The 22,281-nt window shown below is 72.7% G+C and carries 6 protein-coding genes and 1 pseudogene; 6 read left to right on the top strand and 1 reads right to left on the bottom strand.

Features of this window, described 5'->3' with window-relative positions:
• Window positions 1–31 precede the first annotated feature (31 nt).
• Genes M3Q35_RS14410 through M3Q35_RS14395 form a run of 4 tightly spaced genes read left to right on the top strand, consistent with a single transcriptional unit; the run spans window position 32 to window position 4,103 of the window.
• The gene (locus M3Q35_RS14410; RefSeq protein ID WP_273942249.1) at window positions 32–1,276 is read left to right on the top strand and encodes an MFS transporter; all 1,245 of its coding nucleotides are present in this window, start codon (window positions 32–34) and stop codon (window positions 1,274–1,276) included.
• Window positions 1,273–2,223 (top strand): alpha/beta fold hydrolase, encoded by a 951-nt coding sequence (locus M3Q35_RS14405; protein ID WP_273942248.1) that lies wholly within the window; start codon window positions 1,273–1,275, stop codon window positions 2,221–2,223. Before M3Q35_RS14410 ends, M3Q35_RS14405 begins: the two co-directional genes overlap by 4 nt.
• Complete coding sequence (locus tag M3Q35_RS14400) at window positions 2,217–3,407, top strand: cytochrome P450 family protein (RefSeq protein WP_273942247.1); 1,191 nt, start codon at window positions 2,217–2,219, stop codon at window positions 3,405–3,407. Before M3Q35_RS14405 ends, M3Q35_RS14400 begins: the two co-directional genes overlap by 7 nt.
• 51 nt (window positions 3,408–3,458) lie before the next feature.
• A complete protein-coding gene (locus M3Q35_RS14395; protein ID WP_273942246.1) occupies window positions 3,459–4,103 on the top strand; it encodes an NAD(P)-dependent oxidoreductase in 645 nt (214 codons plus the stop codon).
• On the opposite strand, the gene M3Q35_RS14390 is transcribed toward M3Q35_RS14395, so the two are convergent.
• The gene (locus M3Q35_RS14390) at window positions 4,104–5,177 is read right to left on the bottom strand and encodes a histidinol-phosphate transaminase (protein ID WP_273942245.1); all 1,074 of its coding nucleotides are present in this window, start codon (window positions 5,175–5,177) and stop codon (window positions 4,104–4,106) included.
• Between the two features lie 150 nt (window positions 5,178–5,327).
• Between M3Q35_RS14390 and M3Q35_RS14385 the strand changes: the two genes are divergently transcribed.
• Both M3Q35_RS14385 and M3Q35_RS14380 read left to right on the top strand, forming a co-directional pair.
• On the top strand, window positions 5,328–12,554 hold the full coding sequence (locus M3Q35_RS14385) for a type I polyketide synthase (RefSeq protein WP_273942244.1): 7,227 nt from the start codon (window positions 5,328–5,330) through the stop codon (window positions 12,552–12,554).
• A gap of 77 nt (window positions 12,555–12,631) precedes the next feature.
• Window positions 12,632–22,273 (top strand): annotated as a pseudogene (locus M3Q35_RS14380) (SDR family NAD(P)-dependent oxidoreductase); the annotation flags it as partial.
• Window positions 22,274–22,281 lie beyond the last annotated feature (8 nt).

Here is a 22,281-nt window from a genome sequence, read left to right as displayed (position 1 = left end):
CCTCACGGTGACCTTCCGGGAAGGACCCCACGTGTCTCAACCGATGGGTGGCGTCAAGGACCTGCTGAAGGTTCCCGGTCTGCCCCAACTGTTCCTGTGGTCGATGCTGGGCCGGCTCAACGTGTCGGCGCTGCCGGTCGCGCTGGCGCTGATGCTGGTGCGCTGGAGCAACTCGTACGTCATCGTCGGCCTGGTCGGCTGTGCGCTGACGCTGGGACAGGGCGCGGCCGCGCCGCTGCGAGGACGGGCGGCGGACCGCGGCTCGACGGGCCGGCTGTTGATGATCACGGGTATCGGGTACGCGACCGGGCTGGGCGTGATAGTGGCGCTCGCGGCGACGGTGCCCGCGTCCGGGTGGCCGGTGGTCGTGGCCGTCGCACTGGTGACCGGGCTCAGTGCCGTGCCGGTGTCACAGATCAGCCGGGCGGTATGGCCGAAGATCGTCGGCGCTGAGCTGACCCCCGCGCTCTACACGGCTGAGGCGACGGCGTCGGAGGTGATCACCACCACCGGGCCGCTGCTCGCCGCCGCGGTCATCGCGGTTGCCGGGCCGTTCTGGGCCGTCGGTGTCACGGGCCTGCTGGCCCTGGTCTCGGCCCTCGTCTTCGCCGCCGCGCTCAGCCGCGTCGGCCTCGGCGGCGAACCGCTGCCGCAGCACGGAAAGCGCGTCGCCCGGCGGTCACTGCTGGCCGAGGGGCCGTTCGTCCGCGTCGTCGCCATCGCGTTGCTGGTCACGGCGGCGATCTTCGCCGTGAACCTGTCGGTGGTGGCCTGGACGCAGAACATGGGCCGTCCCGCACTGGCCGGGGTGCTGACCGCCGGCTGGACGCTCGGATCGCTGGCCGGCGGGTTCGCGCTGAGCACCTTTGCCCGGGGAATGCCCCGGACGCCGCGGGTCGCCGGGATGGCCGTCGGGATTGCCGCGCTCGCCGTCGTGCTCCCGCCAATTCTGGATACGGTGCCGCTCTGGCTGGTCATCGTGGTGCTGTTCCTCGGCGGGACGGCCATCGCACCGACGCTGGCGGCCACCTACGAGCAGATCGCCGAGGCGTCCCCGCAGGACCGCAGGGCCGAGGCGTTCGGCTGGATGGCCATGGCCACCACGGGCGGCGGCGCGCTCAGCATGGTGCTGAGCGGAGTACTGCTCGACTCCTTCGGGCCCGCGCTGCCCGTCGCCGCCGGTGCGGCGCTCGTCGTCGTCGCACTGGTGCTGACCGCATTCGGCCGCACACCGCGCATCCCGTCGACCGACACCGTCGAAGAAGCCACCGCATGACCACCCCACTGCGCCGGGTCGCCGGCGGATCGGAGAACGCAACCATGGCCGACGGCTCCGCGGCCGAACAGGTCAGGCACTTCTCGTACCAGGGCTACGAGTTCGCCTGCCGGATCCTCGAGTGCCCGGCACCGGTCACCGAGCCGATCGTCGTCCTGTGCGCGGCGTTCCAGAACATCCGCAGCTACCACCGCTACGACGAGTACTGGCAGGACTCGGCCACCATCGTCTGCATGGAGCCGCCGGGCTCGTACTCGCCCGATCCGGTGCCGCGGACCGTCGGCTACGAGTTCGACGCCGACGCACTGGCCTACCTGCTCGACGAGCTGGAGCTACCCCGCGTCAACCTGCTCGGCGTCAGCCTCGGCACCGCGCCGACGCACCGGTTCGCCCAGCAGCACCCGGATCGGATCGCGCGGTTGATCCTCACCGGCGCGGCGTGGAGCGAGACCATGCGGCCCAGGTTCGCCGAACTGGAACACTGGCTGACCCTTGGCCGGGCCGACGAATTCGCGCGCAAGCTGGTGGAACTGTGCGTGAACGGCGACCCGGCCCGGACCGTGCACAACCGGGCGGCCGTCCAGCGGGCCCTGCTCGAACACCTGAGCACGGCGACCGAGGCGGAAATGGTGCGGTACCTCGCCGTCGCCCAGCGGTTGGTCGACCATCCGGCGGCGCAACCGGGACGGATCTCCGGGATGCGCGCCCTGTGCGTGACCGGGGAGCACGACGACCTCACGCCCCCTGACCTGGTGCGGGCCATGGCCGCGGACATCGATGGCGCGGCGTTCACGACCATTCGCGACACCTGCCACGTCTCCTTCCTCGAACGCAATGTCGACTGGGCCGACCTGGTGCTGCGGTTCTTCACCGACCAGCCGCTGACCGGCCTCGACTACCTCACCGCCGTGGAATATCCGGCCGAGACGGCGTCCTCGTTATGGTGACCGTCGACCTGAGCGCGTACGGGCCCGAGTTCTTCACCGACCCGTACCCCCACTACGCCCGGCTGCGCGAGGCCGGGCCGGTGCACGAGATCGTGCTGGCCGACGGCGACCGGTTCTGGCTGATCGTCGGCTACGACGAGGCCAGGGCGGCGCTGGCCGATCCCCGGCTGGCCAAGTGCCTCGACCCGCCCAGCGAGGACGAGCGGCACGTCCTGATCACCGATCCGCCGGACCACACGCGGCTGAGACGGCTGGTCTCGCGGGAGTTCACCGCGCGCCGGGTGGAGGCGCTGCGCCCGCGCGTCCAGGAGATCACCGACGGTCTGCTCGACGAGATGACGGCCGGTGGGCGAAGAGCGGACCTGGTCGCGGCGCTGGCGTCGCCGCTGCCGATCACCGTGCTCTGCGAGCTGCTCGGGGTCCCGTTCGCCGACCGGGAGGACTTCCGCGACTGGACGGAGCGGGTGCTGGTGCCGGCCGAGCCGGACACCATCGCCTGGTGGAAGAGCCGTGGGTTCGCGCAGGCCGGGCTGGCCCTGACCGACTACCTGAAGAACCTGATCGAGGACAAGCGCCGGGCCACGCCCACCGGGGACCTGATCTCCTCGCTGTTGCGGACGAACGCGGAGGACAACGACCGGCTGTCGGTCCCCGAGCTGCGCTCGATGGTGTTCATCCTGATCATCGCCGGCCACGAGACCACGGCCAACCTGATCTCCAACGGGGTGCGCACGCTCCTGACGCATCCGGCACAGCTGGCGGCGCTGCGGGCCGACCCCGAGGGCCTGATCGACCAGGCGGTCGAGGAGATGCTGCGCCACGACGGCCCGGTGGAGACGTCGACCAAGCGGTTCACCACCGAGACCATCGGCTACGGCGACACGAAGATCCCGCCGGGGGAGACGGTTCTGGTCAGCATCGCGGCGGCGGGGCGCGACCCGGCCCAGTTCGAGCGACCCGACACGTTCGACCTCCACCGCGGCACCCGCGGCGGCCACGTCGCCTTCGGCCACGGCATCCACTTCTGTCTCGGCGCCGGGTTGGCGCGGCTGCAAAGCCGGGTCGCGATCCTGAGCCTGCTGCGCCGCTGTCCCGAGCTGGCGCTAGACATCGATCCGGCCGGTCTCGACTGGCTGCCGGGCATCAGGGTCCGAGGCGTGCGCAGCCTGCCGGTGCGCTGGTGAACCGAGGAATTTCTGCGTCCGAAGTAGGCAGTCCATAGAGGAGTGATCGCGATGCGGGTTGTCGTTGCTGGGGTGACCACCGGTCTCGGCGGCCGGCTCGCGTCCTACCTGCTGGCCGACGGGAACACACCGGTCGGACTGGTCCTGCGAGCCGGCGACGCGGAGCGCATGCGTGCCGCCCGCATCGAGCCGTTCCTGCTTGACACCAACGGATCCGACCTCGACGTGCAGCTGAAACGGGCCGTCCGCGGCGCGGACGCCGTGGTGCTGGCGGCGGGCACCGGCACCGGCCCGGGCTCGCTCGGCGCGGCGGCGTCCGCGCCGACGGCCCAGTTGTGCGACGCGGCCGAGGACTGCGGCGTCCGCCGGTTCGTCATGGTGAGCACCCACCTGCCCACCGCACGGGACCGCGATGAACTCGGCGACGAACTGGACGCCTACCTGGCCGAGAAGCGGTCCGCCGAACAGGTGGTGCGTGGGCGAAACCTGGACTGGTGCGTATTGCGCCCGGGCATGCTGACCGACGATCCCCCGCTGGGGACCGTGCGGGCCCGCCCCGACGGCGTGCCGACCGTCGGTGACGAGCTCTCCCGCGGCGACTGCGCCCACGCGATCCGTGCCGTGTTGGCGCAGGGAATCAAAGGCGTCTGGCAGGCGACGGCCGGACCGACGCCGATCGAGCACGCATTCCGGTGATCATCCCAGTCGAGCTTCGGCCGCCGTGGCCAGGAACAGGTCATTGGCTTCCGGAGAGCCGACGGTGACCCGGACTCCGTCAGTGCCGAGCACCCGCACCGCGATGCCGGCCCGACCGCAGGCAGCGGCGAAGTCACCGCCGCGGTCGCCGATGGGGAGCCAGACGAAGTTCGCCTGGGAGCGGGTGACCGGCCAGCCCTGTTCGGCCAGGACGTCCTCCATCCGGCGGCGCTCGGTGATGACCGCGTCGACCCGGTGCATGACCTCACGTTCGGCGGCCAGCGAAGCGATGGCCGCCTCCTGCCCGATCTGGCTGACCCCGTAGGGCGCCGTCATGCGCAGCGCCGCGGCGACGGATTCCGGGGCGACGGCATACCCGATCCTCAAGCCGGCCAGGCCATACGCCTTGGAGAACGTCCGCACCACGGCGACATTGGCGTATTCGCGGCACAGGGTGATGCCGTCCGGCGTGTCCTCGTCCCGCACGAATTCGGCGTAGGCCTCGTCCAGCACGACGAGCACGTTCTCCGGAACACGGCCGAGAAACTCCGCCAGCTCGTCACGGCGCACCGTCGTGCCGGTGGGGTTGTTGGGGGTGCAGATGAAGATCAGCCGGGTCCGTTCGGTGATCCGGTCGGCCATGGCGGTGAGGTCGTGGTGCCCGTCGTCGGTCAGCGGGACCCCGACCGCGGTCGCGCCACAGACGGCTTTCGTGATGATGGGGTAGGCCTCGAACGACCGCCAGGCGTGGATCACCTCGTCCCCCGGCGCGGTCATGGCCTGGACGAGCGACTGGATGACGCTCACCGACCCGGCGCCGGCCGCGAATCGGGCGGGCGGCAGGTCGAAACGGTGGGCCAGCGCGTCGATCAGTCGTTCGCAGCCGATATCGGGGTAGCGGTTGAACTGCCCGGCGGCGGCGACGGCCGCGTCAAGGACACCGGGCAGCGGATCGTACGGATTCTCGTTCGCCGCCAGCAGGTGTTTGAGTTCCGCGGTCGGCGCACCGCCCGCTCGGCCGGCCGCGTGCGCGGCTAGGGAATGCAGTTCCGGACGCGGCTGTGGTCCTCGCATATCGGAAACCTGCCGGTCGGCCTCGGGGTCGGGCAACCCCTATGTCCCCCTCAAGTGCCGTGCCGCCGTATTTCTTTTCCCGGCCGAATTCGCGCATTCGGGGGTGGTAGGGGTGTTATGGCCGGCGCCCTCTTGCTTGGGTTGTTTTCTATGACAGCAGGGATTCCGCGCATCGTCGTCGTGGGTGTCGCCCGCCAGGAGGGCGCTTCGGTGTCGTCCACGCTCTGGGCCGCGATCGAGGACGCCCAGGTCGTGCCGTCGGCCCACCACCGTGTGGTGGCTCTGCTCGCCGGCCCGGCTCTGCCGGAACAGGACGAGGTTCCTGGTGTGGAGGTGCGTTCCTCCCAGGACGCCGTCTTCGCGGCGGCCGAGACGTGCCTGCGCTCGGAACACCCCGCCCTGGTTGTCGTCCATGACAAGGCCGTGGCGGTGGCGCTGGCGCTGGAGACGGCCGGTGCCGAGCACTACGGCCCGCTCTCCGGCGATGCCGAGAAACAGGTGCACACGCTGCGGCCTCGAGACCGCGCGAGCGCCCCGGATGCCGCGAGTTCCGGCGCCGTCCCGTTCCTGGTGTCGGGCCGGACAGACGCCGGTCTGCGGGCGCAGGCCGGCCGGCTGGCGGCGCACCTCGAGCAGCGGGTGGACATCTCCCTGCCCGACGCCGCCTTCACCCAAGCCACGACCAAAACGCTCTGGCCCCATCGGACGATGGTTGCCGCGGCCGACCGGGACGGCATCGTCACGGCCCTGCGGGCGGTGGCCGAGGGCCGCTCGAGCGACGTGGCGCCACAGGGCGGTGGACCCGAGTCCGCGGTGTTCGTCTTCCCGGGCCAGGGCGCGCAGTGGGTGGGGATGGCGCGTGAGCTCGCCGTGGCGGCCCCCGTCTTCCGCAACACCTTGGCCGAGTGCGCACGGGAGCTGCGCCCGTTCGTGGATTTCGAGCTCGATGACGTGATCTTCGGGGAGCATCCCCTTGAGCGCGTCGAGGTCATCCAGCCGGCGCTGTTCGCCGTGATGGTGTCGCTCGCGGAGCTGTGGCGGTCGAACGGCGTCACGCCCGCCGCGGTGGTGGGCCACAGTTTCGGCGAGATCGCGGCGGCGACCGCGGCCGGCGCGCTCACCCTGGCCGACGGCGCGAGGCTGGTCGCCGCTGTCAGCAAAGCGCTGGCACGGCTGCAAGGCACCGGCGAGATGGTCGCCGTGGCGCTCTCCGCCGAGCAGGTCGGCGAACTGATCGCCGACTGGGATCTCGACCTGGACATCGCGGTCGTCAACGGTCCCCGCTCGACGGTCGTCGCGGGCAGCACCGAGGCCGCGACGGCGTTGCTGGAGCGGTTGCGCGCCAAGGACGTTCGGGCCGCCCTGCTGCCTATCGGGATCGCCGGACACTCATGGCGCATGGAGCCCGTCCACGAGTACCTGGTGCGGGAGGCCGCGGCTGTGCGGCCGCGGGCCGGCGAGATCCCGGTCTACACGTCCACCACGACCGAACCTCTGGACACCGCCGACCTGGACGCCGAGCACTGGTTCTTCAGCCTCCGTGAGCCCGCCCGGTTCCAGCAGGTCATCGAGGCGCTGCTGTGGGACGGCCATCGGGTGTTCGTGGAGATGAGCCCGCACCCGGTGCTGACGCTGTCGATCGAGGAGACCGCCGCACAGATCGGCCAGGACGTCGTCGTCCTGGACACGATGCGCCGTGACGACGCGGGCCGCGACCGCTACCTACGCGCCCTGGCCGAGGCGCACCTGCACGACGTCGTTCCCGACTGGGGCACCGTCTTCCCCGACGCACGCCTCGTGACACTGCCGCCGTACCGGCTCGACCTGGACACGGCCGACACCGGCACCGGACTACGCGAGCGGCTGCTGGACTGCACCGCGGCAGAACGCACCGCAGAGGCCGTACGTCTGGTCACGGACGCAGTTGCCGCGCACATCGAGCCGACGGCCATCGGCGCGGACGATCCTTTCCGGTCCCTGGGCGTGGACTCCGCCGGCGCCGTCCGTATTCGTAACCAGCTCGTCGAGACGACCGGGCTGCGGCTCCCGGTGACGATCCTGTTCGACTACCCCACGCCGCGCGCGTTGGCGACGGAGCTGGTGCGTGCGGCGTGCGGCGGCGATGAGCCGGCCTCGACCACGACACCGTTGACCGACCCCGACGAGCCGATCGCCATCGTCGGCATGGCCTGCCGGTTCCCGGGCGGGGTCGGCTCGCCGGACGAGTTGTGGCAGCTGGTGCTCGACGGCCGTGACGCGGTCGCGCCCTTCCCGGCCGATCGCGGCTGGGACCTCACGGCGCTGTACGACTCCGACGCCGCGCAGCCGGGCACCTCGTACCAGCGCGACGCCGCATTGCTCGACGGCGTCGCGGAGTTCGACGCCGCCTTCTTCGGCATCTCCTCGCGTGAGGCGCTGGCGATGGATCCTCAGCAACGGCTGCTGCTGGAGACGTCGTGGGAGGCGCTGGAACGCGCCGGCATCGACACCGCGACGCTGCGCGGCAGCCGGACCGGCGTGTTCACCGGCGTCATGAACCTCCCGTACGGCCGGCCCCTGCACCACGCGCGGCCCGACCTCGAGGGCTACGTCATGACCGGCACCACGTCCAGCGTGGCTTCGGGCCGGCTGTCCTACATCCTGGGGTTGGAAGGGCCCGCCGTCACGCTCGACACGGCCTGCTCCTCCTCACTGGTGGCGCTGCACCTGGCCGGGCAGTCGCTACGCCGCGGCGAGACCGATCTGGCGCTGGTCGGCGGGGCGACGGTGATGGCCGAACCGGGACTGTTCATCGAGTTCAGCCGGCTTCGCGCAGTCGCGCCGGACGGCCGGTCCAAGCCGTTCTCCGCCGATGCCGACGGCTTCGGCATGGCCGAGGGCGTGGCGGTGCTGGTCGTGGAGCGCCTCTCCGACGCGCAGCGGCTGGGACATGACGTGCTGGCTGTGGTCAGGGGAAGCGCCGTCAACCAGGACGGCGCCTCCAACGGCCTCACCGCGCCCAACGGCCCCGCCCAGCAGCGGGTGATCCGGGCCGCGCTGGACAGCGCCGGCCTGCGCGCCGCGGACATCGACGTGGTGGAGGCGCACGGTACTGGGACACGGCTGGGCGACCCCATCGAGGCGCAGGCGCTGATCGCCACGTACGGCAGCGACCGCCCGACCGCACGGCCGTTGTACGTCGGTTCCGTGAAGTCGAACATCGGCCACGCGCAGGCGGCGGCCGGCGTGGCCGGCGTGGTGAAGATGGTGCAGGCGCTGCGGCACGGCGTGCTGCCGCGCAGCCTGTACGCCGACAATCCGACGACCGAGGTGGACTGGTCGTCGGGCACGGTCGAGCTGTTGGCCGAGGCCCGCGAGTGGGACCGCGTCGACGGCCGTCCGCGCCGGGCCGGTGTCTCCGCCTTCGGCATCAGCGGCACGAACGCGCACGTCATCCTGGAGGAGTTCGCGGCGGAGGCGCCCGAGCCGTCGGCCGCGCCCTTGGCGGACGTGGCGGTGCCGCTGGTGCTGTCCGGCAAGACGCCGGAAGCCGTGCGCGCGCAGGCCAAGGCGCTGCGGGAGTACCTCGCATCCCACCCGGAGCTGCCGCTGCCGCACGTCGCCCGCGAGCTGACGGGACGGACGAGGTTCGAGCACCGCGCCGTGGTCATGGGCGTGGACGGTCTGGGTGACGTCGCGCCGGTGCTCGCCGGGCCCAGCCGGGTTGCGGCGGTGTTCTCCGGCCAAGGCGCGCAGCGGGTCGGCATGGGCCAGCAGCTGGCCGAGCACTTCCTGGTGTTCGACGAGGCGCTGGTCGAGGTGTGCGGCCATCTCGACCCGCAGCTCGGCCGTGGACTTCGGGACGTGATGTGGTCCGAGGATCCCGAAACCCTGGCCCGTACGGAGTTCGCGCAGCCGGCACTGTTCGCGTTCGAGGTGGCGCTGGCCCGGCTGTGGCAGTCCTGGGGCGTGTCGTTCATGGCCGTGGTCGGACATTCCGTGGGCGAGATCGCCGCCGCCGTCGTCGCCGGGGTGCTGACGCTGCCGGACGCCGCGCGGCTCGTGGTGGCTCGCGGCCGGCTCATGCAGTCCCTGCCCGACGGCGGTGCCATGCTCGCCGTCGCCGCGGGCGAGGACGAGGTGACGGCCACGCTGGGCGATCCCGTGCTCGCTGCGATCGCCGCGGTCAACGGTCCCGAGGCGGTGGTGGTCTCCGGCGCCCGCGACGAGGTGGCCCGCGTCGGCGAGATCTGGCGTGACCGCGGCCGACGGGTCGCCGAGCTTCGTGTGAGCCACGCCTTCCACTCGCCGCTCATGGAGCCGATCCTCGACGAATTCCGCGCCGTGGTTGAGGAACTGCGCTTCCAACCGCCAACCATCCCGATCAACGCCACGGCCGACACGGCGCACGCCATCGACACCGCCGCCTACTGGGTCGACCACGCGCGCAACGCCGTGCGGTTCGGCGACGCCATAGGGCGGCTTCCCGAAGCCGACATCCTGATCGAGGTCGGCCCGGACGCCGCACTGGCCCCGCTGATCGAGACCGCACACACCGTCCTCCCCAGCACCCGGCGCGGCCAGTCCGAGACGCACACCGTGCTCACGGCGCTCGGCCAGGCCCACGCTCATGGCGCCGACGTCGACTGGGCCGCCCTGCTGCCGCCCGCTCCCCGTGTCGGCCTGCCCACGTACGCCTTCCAGCGCCAGCGTTACTGGGACTCCGCGTCAGACGCCCATGCCGCCGCCGGCGCGGATCCGCAGCCGCACCCGATGCTCACCTCGCGCACGGATCTGCCCGGTGGGGGAGGCCTGCTGCTGTCCGGTCGGCTGACGCCCGGCAGCGACCCGTGGCTGTCGCACCACGTCGTCATGGGCACGATGTTGTTGCCCGGCACGGGTTTCGTCGAGCTCGCGCTCGAAGCGGCCCGTGCGGCCGGCGCCGGCTCGGTCGAGGAACTCGTCCTGCGCGCGCCCATGGTGTTCCCCGAGGGCAAGGCCCGCGACCTTCAGGTGTGGGTGGGGCCGGGCGCTGAGCGTGAACTCCAGATCCGCACCAGGGAGACCGGCGGGGAGTGGACCCTGCACGCCACCGGTCTGCTCGCGGCGCGGACCGTCGACACCGACGGCTTCGACCGGGCCGCCGAGGCCTGGCCCCCGGTCGGTGCGCGAGCGATCGTCCGCCCCTTCTACGAGGATCTCGCCGCCCGCGGCTACGAGTACGGCCCGGCTTTCTGGGGCACCAAGGCCCTCTGGGAGCGTGACGGCGACCTCTTCGCCGAGGTCGTGCTGCCGGAGGGGCAGCCGCGTGGCTTCGGCATCCATCCCGCGCTGCTCGACGCCGCCCTGCACGCCCTGCCGATCACCGGCAGCCTCTACGAGGCCGGCGAAGTTCGACTGCCGTTCTCCTTCAACGGCGTGTCCCTGTTCGCCACGGACGCCCGGCGCCTGCGGGTGCGTATCCGGGCGGACGCCGACTCCGCCGCCGTGTGGATCACGGACGACGCCGGGTCGCCCGTGCTCGCCATGGAGGGCATCATCCTGCGCTCCATCGAGCGCGCACAGCTGGAGGTGGCCGGGGCGTCCGGCCGCACCGGGTGGTTTTCCGTTACGTGGCAGCAGGTCCGGCCGGCCACCGCCGACCGGGTGCCCGGGAACTGGCTCCTGCTGGGCGAGGTGCCCGCGGAGCTCGGCTCCCTGTTCGACAGTCCGGACCGCTCGACCGCGCCGGACGGGGTGCTGATCGGCGCCGGACGCGCGGAGGACCTGCTTGCCGCCCTGCACGAGATCGCCGACCGGCCGACCGGACCGGTGTGGTGCGTGACGAGCGGCGCGGTCGGCGTGGGGACCGCCGATCCCGCCGCCGAGGTGCGGGCGGCCGGCGTCTGGGGGCTCGGCCGCGTCGCCGCACTGGAACTGCCCGACCGCTGGGGCGGACTGGTGGATCTGCCCGAGCGGATCGACGACGCCACCCGGCGGACGCTCGCCGGCATCCTCACCGGCGACGGCGACGAGGACCAACTGGCCGTTCGCGACGGACGTCCGTGGGCCCGGCGGCTCGTGACGGCGTCGCCGCCGCCGACCACTGCCTGGACGCCCAAGGGCGCGGTGCTGATCACCGGCGGGACCGGCGGTCTCGGCGGGCACGTGGCCCGCCGCATCGCCGCGCAGGGCAGCGCCGACCGCATCCTGCTCGTGTCTCGTCAGGGCCCGGCGGCCCCCGGCGCTGCCGAACTGGTGGAGGATCTCGCCGCGCTGGGCGCCAAGGCGCAGGCCGTCGCCGTCGATGTCACGGACCGTGCCGCGCTCGACGCTTTCCTTGCCGCACAGGCGGCCGAGGGGACGCCCGTGCGCACCGTGGTGCATGCCGCGGGCGTGGTCCGGGACGTGCGGATCGCGGAGACCGCGGCCGAGGAATTGGCGGCGCAGATGGCGGCCAAGGTCGAAGGCGCGCTGCTGCTCGACGAGCTGTTGCCGGACCTCGACGACTTCGTCCTGTTCTCTTCCATCTCCGGCGTCTGGGGCGCAGCGGGGCAGGCGGGGTACGCGGCGGGCAACGCCTGCCTCGACGCGCTCGCCCGGCGTCGCCGTGAGCAGGGCAAGCCGGCGGTCTCCATCGCGTGGGGGCCGTGGGCCGGCGGCGGCATGCTCACCGAGCACGACGAACGCGAACTGCGCAAGCGTGGTCTGGCCCCGCTGCCGGTGCCGGCCGCCATCCAGGCGTTGGAGCAGAGCATCGTCGGTGCCGGGGACCCGGTGATTGCCGACATCAGCTGGCCGCGTTTCCTGCCGGCGTTCACCGCGGCCCGGCCCAGTCCGCTGCTCGGCTCGTTCGCGCCGCAGACCGCGCCCGAGCCGGACGGCCAGCGCGCCGAGACGCACAGCCTCACACAACGGCTTGCCGTGCTCCCGGACGCCGAGCGGCTCCCCGCACTGACCGAGGTCGTGCGGACGCACGTGGCGGCGCTCATCGGCGAGTCCGGGCCCGAGCGGGTCGACCCGGCCCGGGCGCTCAAGGAGATCGGCTTCGACTCCCTGATGTCGGTCGAGCTGCGCAACCGGTTCGCCGGCCTGATCGGCGTCAAGCTGCCGGCCACGCTGGTCTTCGACCATCCGACGCCGAACGCGCTGGCCCGGCACCTGATGGGGCAGCTCGACCTCGGCGGGCCCACGCCGGCGGAGAAGCCGCTGCTCGAGGTGGTCGAGGACATCGAGAGCCGGGTCCTGTCCCCGTTGACCGACAGCGCCACCCGCAAGGCGCTGGCCGGCCGTCTCACCACACTGCTGGATCGGCTGGACGCGCTCGACGCCCGGCCGGTCGCCGCGGCGGACGGGCTCGCCTCGGCCAGCGCCGCCGAGCTGATGCAGTTCATCGACGCCGAGCTGGGCGATCTCTGACCCCGGGTGTGAACCCGTTGCCACCACTGCTGTTCCCGCCGCCGGGCCGACAGCCGCGAAGCCGATAGGTGCCAGACATGACAGACGAAAGCCAGCTCGTCGACTACCTGCGCAAGGTCACCACCGATCTGCAGAAGACCCGGTCGCGGCTGCGGGACGCCGAGACGCGGGCCCACGAGCCGATCGCGATCGTCGGCATCGGCTGCCGGTACCCGGGCGGCGTGCACGGCGCCAACGACCTGTGGCGGCTGGTCGCGGAGGGGCGTGACGCCATCAGCGGCTTCCCACGGGACCGCGGCTGGGACGTGGCCGCCCTCTACGACCCCGACCCGGACGCCGTCGGGAAGTCGTACACGCGCGAAGGCGGCTTCCTCACCGACATCGACCTCTTCGACGCCGACTTCTTCGGGCTCAGCCCGCGCGAGGCGCTGGCCATGGACCCGCAGCAGCGGCTGCTGCTGGAGACGACCTGGGAGGCGCTGGAGAGCGCGGGCATCCGTCCCGCCGACCTGCGCGGCAGCCGCACCGGCGTGTTCACCGGCGTCATGCACCACGACTACGGCAGCCGTTTCATCGGCAAGGCACCGGACGGGTTCGAGGGCTACGTCCACATGGGCAGCGCGGGCAGCATGGCCGTCGGCCGGGTCGCCTACCACCTCGGCCTTGAAGGGCCGGCCGTCACTGTCGACACCGCCTGCTCGTCGTCGCTGGTCTCACTGCACCTGGCGTGTCAGGCGCTGCGCTCGGGCGAGTGCGATCTGGCGCTGGCCGGCGGCGTCGCGATCATGGCCGGCCCCACGTTCTTCGTCGAGTACAGCCGGCAGCGGGTGCTGTCCACCGACGGCCGCTGCCACTCCTTCGCCGACGACGGCGACGGCACCGGCTGGTCCGAGGGTGTGGGCGTGCTGGCCGTGGAGCGGCTGTCGGACGCGCTGCGGCTGGGGCACGAGGTGCTGGCCGTGGTGCGGGGCAGCGCGGTCAACCAGGACGGCGCCTCGAACGGCATGACGGCGCCGAGCGGTCCCGCGCAGCAGCGCGTGATCGACGCGGCGCTGCGCAGCGCTCGGCTGAGCACGGACGAGATCGACGTCGTAGAGGCGCACGGGACGGGCACGCGACTGGGCGATCCCATCGAGGCGCAGGCCCTGATGGCGACGTACGGACGCGGCCGTTCGGCGGGGCGGCCGCTGTGGCTCGGTTCGCTGAAGTCGAACATCGGCCACACCCAGGCGGCCGCGGGCGTCGCCGGCGTGATCAAGATGGTGCAGGCGCTGCGACACGGCGTGCTGCCACGCAGCCTGTACGCCGACCGTCCGTCGACCGAGGTCGACTGGTCCGCCGGCACGGTCGCGCTGCTGGACCGAGACCGCGCGTGGGAGCGGGTCGAGGACCGCCCGCGCCGCGCCGGCGTGTCCTCATTCGGTATGAGCGGCACCAACGCGCACGTGATCCTGGAGGAGTTCATCCCCGAGGCCGCCGCCGAGAACGGGCCCTCGACGCCGTTGGCGGAAGTCTTGGTGCCGCTGGTGCTGTCGGGCCGGACGCCGGATGCCGTACGCGACCAGGCGGCGGCGCTGCGGGACCATCTGGCGGCGCGGCCGTGGCTGTCGCTCACGCGGGCGGCGCGGGAGCTGGCCGTGCACCGCACGGCATTCGACCACCGTGCGACGGTCACGGGCGACCGTGACGCCGTGCTTGCGGCGCTCAGCGACGTGACCCCGGTGGCCGTAGGCGGTGGCCGGATCGCGGCGGTGTTCTCCGGTCAAGGCGCTCAGCACATGGGTATGGGCCGTGAGCTGGCCGAGCGGTTCCCGGTGTTTGCCGGTGCGCTGGACGAGGTGTGCGCGGCGGTGGATCCGCTGTTGGGGCGGTCGTTGCGCGAGGTGATGTGGTCCGGGCCGGCGGATGTGTTGGAGCGTACGGAGTTTGCGCAGCCGGCGTTGTTTGCGTTCGAGGTGGCGCTGGCCCGGCTGTGGCAGTCCTGGGGCGTGGAATTCTCCGTGTTGGCCGGGCATTCCGTGGGCGAGATCGCCGCCGCGGTCGTGGCCGGCGCGTTGTCCCTTGTGGACGGTGCCCGGTTGGCGGTGGTGCGTGGCCGGTTGATGCAGGCGTTGCCGGCAGGCGGCGCGATGCTGGCGATCGCCGCCGGCGAGGCGGAGGTCGCTGCGACGCTGGGGGATCCGGCGTTCGTCGGCATCGCCGCGGTCAACGGCCCGGAGGCGGTGGTGGTTTCCGGCGCGCGTGCGGAGGTCGAGCGGATCGCCGAGATCTGGCGCGAGCGTGGCCGTCGCACGAGCCGGCTCCGGGTGAGCCATGCCTTCCACTCGCCGCTGATGGAACCGGTGCTGGACGAATTCCTTGCGGTGGCGGAGGAACTGGAGCGCCGCGAGCCGAAGCTACCCGTGGTGGCCTCGGCCGACACCACGCATCCGTTCGCCAGCGCGGCCTACTGGGTCGACCACGCCCGCCGCGCGGTGCGATTCCATGACGCCGTCACGCGGCTTGACGCGGACGTCGTGGTCGAGATCGGGCCCGACGCGGTACTGACGCCGCTGATCGACGGTGGCACGGTGCTGCCGAGTTGCCGCCGTGAGCAGAGCGAGGCCCTGACGCTGGTGACCGCGCTCGGCGAGGCCCATGCGCACGGCGTCGAGGTCGATTGGACGACCGTGTTCCCGGCGGCTGCCCGGGCCGACCTGCCCACGTACCCGTTCCAGCACCGGCGCTTCTGGCTCGCACCGCCAGCCCTCACGGGCGCCGGGGCCGACGCGCTGGAGCACCCCCTGCTGTCCGGCGTCGTGGAACTGCCGGGCCAGGGCGGCGTGGTTCTGACCGGCCGGATCTCGCCGGCCCAGGACCCGTGGCTGGCCGACCACGCGGTGGACAGCACGGTGCTGTTCCCCGGCACCGGTTTCCTGGAGCTCGCCCTGCGCGCTGCCCGGCAGGTTGGGTGGCGGCAGGTCGCCGACCTCGTCGTGCAGGCCCCGCTCGTGCTGCCGGCCGTCGGCGTCGACGTCCAGGTCTGGGTGGAACCGGAGGGTGCGCCGGAACGCGCACTGGTGATCCGGGGCCGCAGTGGTGACGGCGAGTGGGTGGAGTACGCCACGGGACGGCTCGTGGCGGAGGAGTTCTCGGCGTGGACCGTGGAGCAGTGGCCGCCGGCGGGCGCCGAGGAGCTGCCGGTCGACGAGCTCTACGGCACGCTCGCCGCCCGTGGCTACGGCTACGGCCCGGCGTTCCGCGGCCTGCGGGCGTTGTGGCGGTCCGGGGACGAGCTGTACGCCGAGGTCGTCCTTCCCGAGGAGGCCCGCGACGGCCGGTACGGCTGTCACCCCGCGTTGCTGGACGCCGCCCTGCATCCGCTGGCCGCCGACGCTGGTGAGCAGGTCCGGCTGCCCTTCGCCTTCGGCCGGGCCACCGTGCATCTCACGGGCGCGTCCGAACTGCGTGTGCGCCTACAGACCGGCGGCGAGACCGTTCGCCTGGACGCCGTCACCAGTGCCGGCGACCCGGTCCTCACCGTCGGCGAACTGGTGCTGCGGGCAGCCCGGCTGGGGTCCCGTGCGGACGGGCGCGTGCATCGCCTGGCCTACGAGGTCACGTGGCAGCGGCTGCCCGACCCACCGCGCGCCGACCAGCTCCCTGGCACCTGGCTTGTCCTCGCGCCACCGGCGACGGACGTCTCCTGGACCCGGGACATGGCCGCGCACACGGTTTCCGTCGACCTCTCCGAGGACCGCGCCGCCCTCACGGCACGGCTGGTCAACGCGGTCGTGGACGGCGTGCTGTTGTTCGCCGCGCACCCGGACGTCCTTGTCACGGCGTTGCAAGCGCTTACCGAGGCCGGTGTGGACGCGCCGGTGTGGTGCCTGACCCACGAGTCCGACGACGAGCTCGACACGGCCGCCGTGTGGGGCGCGGGCCGCGCGGCGGCCCTGGAACTGCCGGAACGCTGGGGCGGCCTGGTCGATCTGCCGCCGGCCGGCGTGCGGCCCGACCTCGACTGCCTGGCCGGCCTGCTCACCGCGGGCTCGGGCGAGGACCAGATCCGGCTCAGGCCCGACGGCGTGTTTGTACGGCGCCTGGTCAGGCCGGAGCGGCCGGCGCAGCCCACCGACTGGACGCCGTCCGGCACGGTGCTGATCACCGGCGGCACCGGGGCGTTGGGCGGCCATGTCGCCCGTTGGGTCGCGGGTCTCGGCGGCTGCTCGCTGCTGCTCGTCTCGCGCCGAGGCGCCGAGGCGGCCGGCGCGCAGGAGTTGCTGGCCGAGCTGGCCGCCACCGGTACCCCGGCGCGGATCGTTGCCGCCGACGTCACCGACCGGTCCGCTATGGCCGAACTGGTGCGTGCGGCGGCGGACACCGGCACGCCCGTCCGCGCGGTGTTCCACGCGGCCGGCGTCGCCGATGAGACACCGTTGCTGGAGACCACCCTCGACCGGTTCCACGCCGTCATGGACGGCAAGGCGAGCGGTGCCCGGGTCCTCGACGAGGTGCTCGGTGACGTGGACGCCTTCGTCGTGTTCTCGTCCGTCTCCGGCGTCTGGGGCGGGGCGGGGCAGAGCGCGTACGGGGCGGGCAACGCCGTGCTCGACGCGCTGGCCGCCCGCCGCCGCGCCCGCGGCCGGGCCGGCACGGCGCTGGCCTGGGGTCCGTGGTCGGGCGGCGGCATGGTCGACGCCGACCTGGAGCGGCGGCTGCGCCGCCAGGGGCTTGTCCCGCTGCCGGTCGACGACGCCATGGCAGCCCTGTCGGCGGCGGTGTCCCTCGGCGAGGACCGCGTGCTGGCCGACGTGGCGTGGCCGCGCTTCCTGCCTGTGTTCACCAGCACCCGTCCGGCCCCGTTCTTCACGGCGCTGCAACCGCGCCAGAAGACGGTGTCGACGAACCTGGCCGTGCTTGCGGCTGCGGACCGTGCCAAGGCGCTGTCCGATCTCGTACGGACCGAGATCGCCGCGGCCGTCGGGCACCGCGACCTGAGCGCCGTCGACACCGAGCGCCCGCTTGGCGAGTTCGGGTTCGACTCCCTGATGTCCGTGCAGCTGCGCAACCGCCTGTCGGCCGCGACCGGTGTCCGGCTGCCGGCGACGCTGGTCTTCGACCACCCGACCGCCGGCGCGCTGGCCCGACACCTGAACAGCCAGCTCGCCGAGCCGTCGTCACGCCCTCGACAGCCGGTCACGACCAGGACGGCCGTCGCCGACGAGCCCGTCGCCATCGTCGGCATGGCCTGCCGCTACCCGGGCGGTGTCGCGTCGGCCGAGGACCTGTGGCGGCTCGTCGCGGAGGGCCGGGACGCCGTCGCCGGCTTCCCCACCGACCGTGGCTGGGACCTGGTCGGCCTCAGCCACCCGGACCGCTCCCGGGCCGGCACCTCCTCGGCCGGCGAGGGCGGATTCCTCGACGACGTCGCCGGTTTCGACGCGGCCTTCTTCGGCATCTCGCCCCGTGAGGCGCTGGCCATGGACCCACAGCACCGCCTGCTGCTCGAGACGTCGTGGGCGGCCGTCGAGCACGCCGGCATCGCCCCCGACAGCCTGCGCGACAGCCGCACCGGCGTGTTCGTCGGCACCATGTACAACGACTACTTCTCCCGTCTGAGCAGCACGCCGGCGAACCTCGAGGGGATCATCGGCATCGCCAACAGCAACAGCGTCATGTCGGGGCGCATCTCGTACCTGCTGGGGCTCCAGGGCCCGGCGGTCACGCTCGACACCGCCTGCTCGTCCTCGCTGGTCGCCTTGCACCTCGCTGCCCAGGCGCTGCGCCGTGGCGAGTGCGATCTCGCGCTGGCCGGCGGCGCGACCGTGATGGCGTCGCCGCACATCTTCGTCGAGTTCAGCCGCCAGGGCGGGCTGGCCGCCGACGGCCGGTGCAAGTCGTTCGCCGCCGCCGCCGACGGCACCGGCTGGGCCGAGGGCGTCGGCGTGCTCGTCGTGGAACGGCTGTCCGACGCGCGTCGGCTGGGGCACGAGGTCCTCGCGGTGGTCCGTGGCTCGGCCGTCAACCAGGACGGCGCGTCCAACGGCCTGACTGCCCCGAGTGGTCCGGCGCAGCAACGCGTTGTGGAGGCGGCGCTCGCGCAGGCGGGCGTCGCGGCCACCGAGGTCGACGCCGTCGAGGCGCACGGCACCGGCACCCGGCTCGGTGACCCCATCGAGGCCCACGCCCTGATCGCCACCTACGGCCAGGACCGTGAGCCGGCACGGCCGCTGTGGCTCGGTTCGCTCAAGTCGAACCTCGGCCACGCGCAGGCGGCGTCCGGCGTCGGCGGCGTGATCAAGATGGTGCAGGCCCTGCGGCACGAACTGTTGCCCCGCACGCTGCACGCCGACACGCCGTCACCCGAGGTCGACTGGTCGCCCGGGACCGTGCGGCTGCTCACCGAGGAACGCCCCTGGCCCCGTGGCGACCGTCAGCGCGTGGCCGGTGTGTCGTCGTTCGGCATCAGCGGCACCAACGCACACATCGTGCTGGAAGAGGGCGATCCGATCGAGCCCGTTTCGACCGGTCCCGCTGCTCGGGCTCTGCTGCCGTATGTGCTCAGCGCTCGCAGCGCGGCTGGGTTGACCGCACAGGCCCGTGCCCTGCATTCCCACCTGCTCGACCGCCCCGGGCTCGACCTGGCCGATGTGGCGTGGTCACTGGTCACGACGCGGTCCCGTCACGACCATCGGGCGGTGCTGGTGGCCGAGGACCGGCACGAACTGCTTGGTGCCCTTGATGTCTTTGCCGACCGGGGCCGAGCGGTGCCCGCCGGCCCCGGCCGCGTGGCGGGTCTGTTCTCCGGTCAAGGCGCTCAGCACGTGGGAATGGGCCGTGAGCTGGCCGGGCGGTTCCCGGTGTTCGCCGCGGCGTTGGACGAGGTGTGTGCGGCGGTGGATCCGTTGTTGGGGCGGTCGTTGCGTGAGGTGATGTGGTCGGGGCCGGCGGATGTGTTGGAGCGTACGGAGTTTGCGCAGCCGGCGTTGTTTGCGTTCGAGGTGGCGTTGGCGCGGTTGTGGCAGTCGTGGGGCGTGGAATTCTCCGTGTTGGCAGGGCATTCGGTGGGGGAGATCGCTGCTGCGGTGGTGGCCGGTGTGTTGTCCCTTGTGGACGGTGCTCGGTTGGCGGTGGTGCGTGGGCGGTTGATGCAGGCGTTGCCGGTAGGCGGTGCGATGCTGGCGATCGCCGCCGGCGAGGCAGAGGTGGCCGCGAGCCTCGCGGACCTACCCGACCTGGCGATCGCGGCCGTGAACGGCCCTGAAGCCGTCGTCGTCTCCGGGACGGAAGCCGACGTCCTGCGGATCGCGGACCAGTGGCGTGCGCGGGGTCGCCGCACGACCCGGTTGCGGGTCAGCCACGCGTTCCACTCGCCGTTGATGGAGCCGATGCTCGACGAGTTCGCCGCGTTCCTCGGTGAGCTGACATTTCACGAGCCGTCCATCCCGGTCGTGCCCACGGCCGACACGAGCCATTCCTTTGCCACACCTGAATACTGGGTGGCCCACGCCCGGCACGCCGTCCGCTTCGCCGACGCCCTGACCGCCATGGACGCCGACGTGTTGATCGAACTGGGGCCGGACGCCGTGCTGGCACCGCTGGCGGCGCAACCGGTCGTCGCCTCCGCGCGACGTGACCAGCCCGAGGTACGCACCCTGTTCAAGGCCCTCGGCGCTGGGTACGCCCAGGGGGTATCCGTCGACTGGACGGCAGTGCTCGGGGAGGGCCGGCAGGTCCGGCTCCCCACGTACGCCTTCCAGCACGAGCGCTACTGGCTGGAGGAGGACACGGCCGGCCGCGCCACCACGCCCGCTCAGGTCGCGGACTGGCGGTACCGAATCGCGTGGGACCGGCTACCCGTGGACGACACGGCATCGCTCGACGGCAGGTGGTGGGTTGTCGTACCCGGCGACACCGCGACGGCCGACGTCGTACGGCGGTCGCTCGCCGCGGCCGGCGCCGACCCCCGGATCATCACCGTCGATCCGCACGGCATGGACCGCGCGACGTTGGCGAAGGAGCTTGCCGCGACCGCCGACGGCCCGGTGGCGGGGGTCGTGTCCCTGCTGGCGGAGGCCGGCGGTGAGGACGCCAAGCACCGCGGCGTCGCGGCCGGGGCCCTAGCCACCATGGTGCTCGTGCAGGCCCTGCACGACGCGGACGTGTCGACCCGGCTGTGGACGCTGACGCGGGGTGCCGTGCGCACCGGGCCGTCGGACGCCGCACCGGATCCCTGGCACGCCCAGGTCTGGGGCCTCGGTCGCGTCGCCGCCCTCGAACACCCGGCGCTGTGGGGCGGTCTGATCGACCTCCCCGTCGAAGGGGAGCCGGCCGGCTTGGCTGCCGTCCTTTCCGGGACTGCGGGGGAGGACCAGGTGGCACTGCGCGGCGACGGCCTTCACGCGCGTCGTCTCAAGGCCGACCCGGGTGGCGCTCACGCGCCTGCCGCAGACCCGTGGACGGACGGGGCGGTGCTGATCACGGGCGGCACGGGAGCGCTCGGTGCGCACACCGCCCGCATGCTTGCCTCACGGGGTGCGTCCCGGCTGGTCCTCGCCAGCCGACGTGGCCCCACCGCCCCCGGCGCCGAGGCACTCCGCGCGGAACTGGAGGAGCTCGGCGCGAAGGTCGACCTGACGGCGTGCGACGTGACCGACCGCGACGCTGTCGCCCAGCTGGCCGAGCGCCTGGCCGCTGAAGGCGCGCCCGTCCACGCGGTGGTGCACGCGGCCGGTGTCGCCGCGGAGAAACCGTTGACGGAGCTCGTCGGGGACGACTTCGCGGCGGTGGCCGACGCGAAGGTCACCGCCGCGGAAATCCTCGACGACGTGCTGGGGGACGACCTGACGGCGTTCGTCGTGTATTCCTCCATCGCCGGCACCTGGGGCAGCGCGGGCAACGGCCCGTACGCCGCCGCCAACGCCCACCTGGACGCGCTGGTCGAGCGGCGTCGGGCGCGTGGCGCCGTCGGCACGGCTGTCGCCTGGGGACCCTGGAGCGGCGGCGGCATGGCCGACGACCGCTTCCAGGAGCAGATGCTGCGCCGCGGCGTCCGCGCCCTCTCGCCTCAAGGCGCCACCGCTGCTCTCGGCCAGGCCCTGGACCGTGACGACACGACGGTCACCGTGGTCGACGTCGACTGGGACCGCTTCGCCCACGTCTTCGCCAGCAACCGCCCCAGCCCTCTCCTCCGACACCTGACGGAGCCCACCGACGAAGCCCCGGCCCGGTCGGACCTGACCGAGCGCTTCGCGGCCATGGATGCGGAGACGCGGCGCGGCGCCGTGCTGGATCTGGTACGGGCCGAGGTCGCGGACGTGCTGGGCCACGCCACGCCGCAGGCCGTCGCCGTGGACAGCGCCTTCACCGACATGGGATTCGACTCCCTCATGGCGGTCGAACTGCGCACCCGCCTCGGTGACGCCAGCGGCCTCGCGCTGCCGACCACCCTCGTCTTCGACCACCCAAGCCCTACGGCGGTGGCCGACTATCTCAGCCGGCGCTTCGAACTCGACCCGGACGCCCTGAACAACGAGATCCTGGCCAAGCTGGACTGGCTGGAGCACACCCTGCTGGACGCCGCGCGCGGCGACCGGGCGCGGTTCGGCTCCCGGCTCGACGCCCTGCTGGCCCGACTCGACGGCACGGCCGCACTACCGGAAAGCCCGCTGTCGGACGACATCGAATCGGCCACCGCGGAGGAACTGCTCGCACTCGTCGAGCGAAATGTCGACTAGTCCGAGAT

This window comes from Kutzneria chonburiensis (assembly GCF_028622115.1).
GTDB classification, from domain to species: Bacteria; Actinomycetota; Actinomycetes; order Mycobacteriales; family Pseudonocardiaceae; genus Kutzneria; species Kutzneria chonburiensis.
The sequence above is the reverse complement of the archived record's forward strand: the minus strand, read 5'-3'. Positions and strand labels throughout refer to the sequence as shown.

Excerpts from the sequence above, each read along its gene's own strand:
- M3Q35_RS14405 (WP_273942248.1), top strand. The coding sequence starts at position 1,273 with ATGACCACCCCACTGCGCCGGGTCGCCGGCGGATCGGAGAACGCAACC.
- M3Q35_RS14385 (WP_273942244.1), top strand. The coding sequence starts at position 5,328 with ATGACAGCAGGGATTCCGCGCATCGTCGTCGTGGGTGTCGCCCGCCAG.
- M3Q35_RS14400 (WP_273942247.1), top strand. The coding sequence starts at position 2,217 with ATGGTGACCGTCGACCTGAGCGCGTACGGGCCCGAGTTCTTCACCGAC.
- M3Q35_RS14395 (WP_273942246.1), top strand. The coding sequence starts at position 3,459 with ATGCGGGTTGTCGTTGCTGGGGTGACCACCGGTCTCGGCGGCCGGCTC.
- M3Q35_RS14390 (WP_273942245.1), bottom strand. The coding sequence starts at position 5,177 with ATGCGAGGACCACAGCCGCGTCCGGAACTGCATTCCCTAGCCGCGCAC.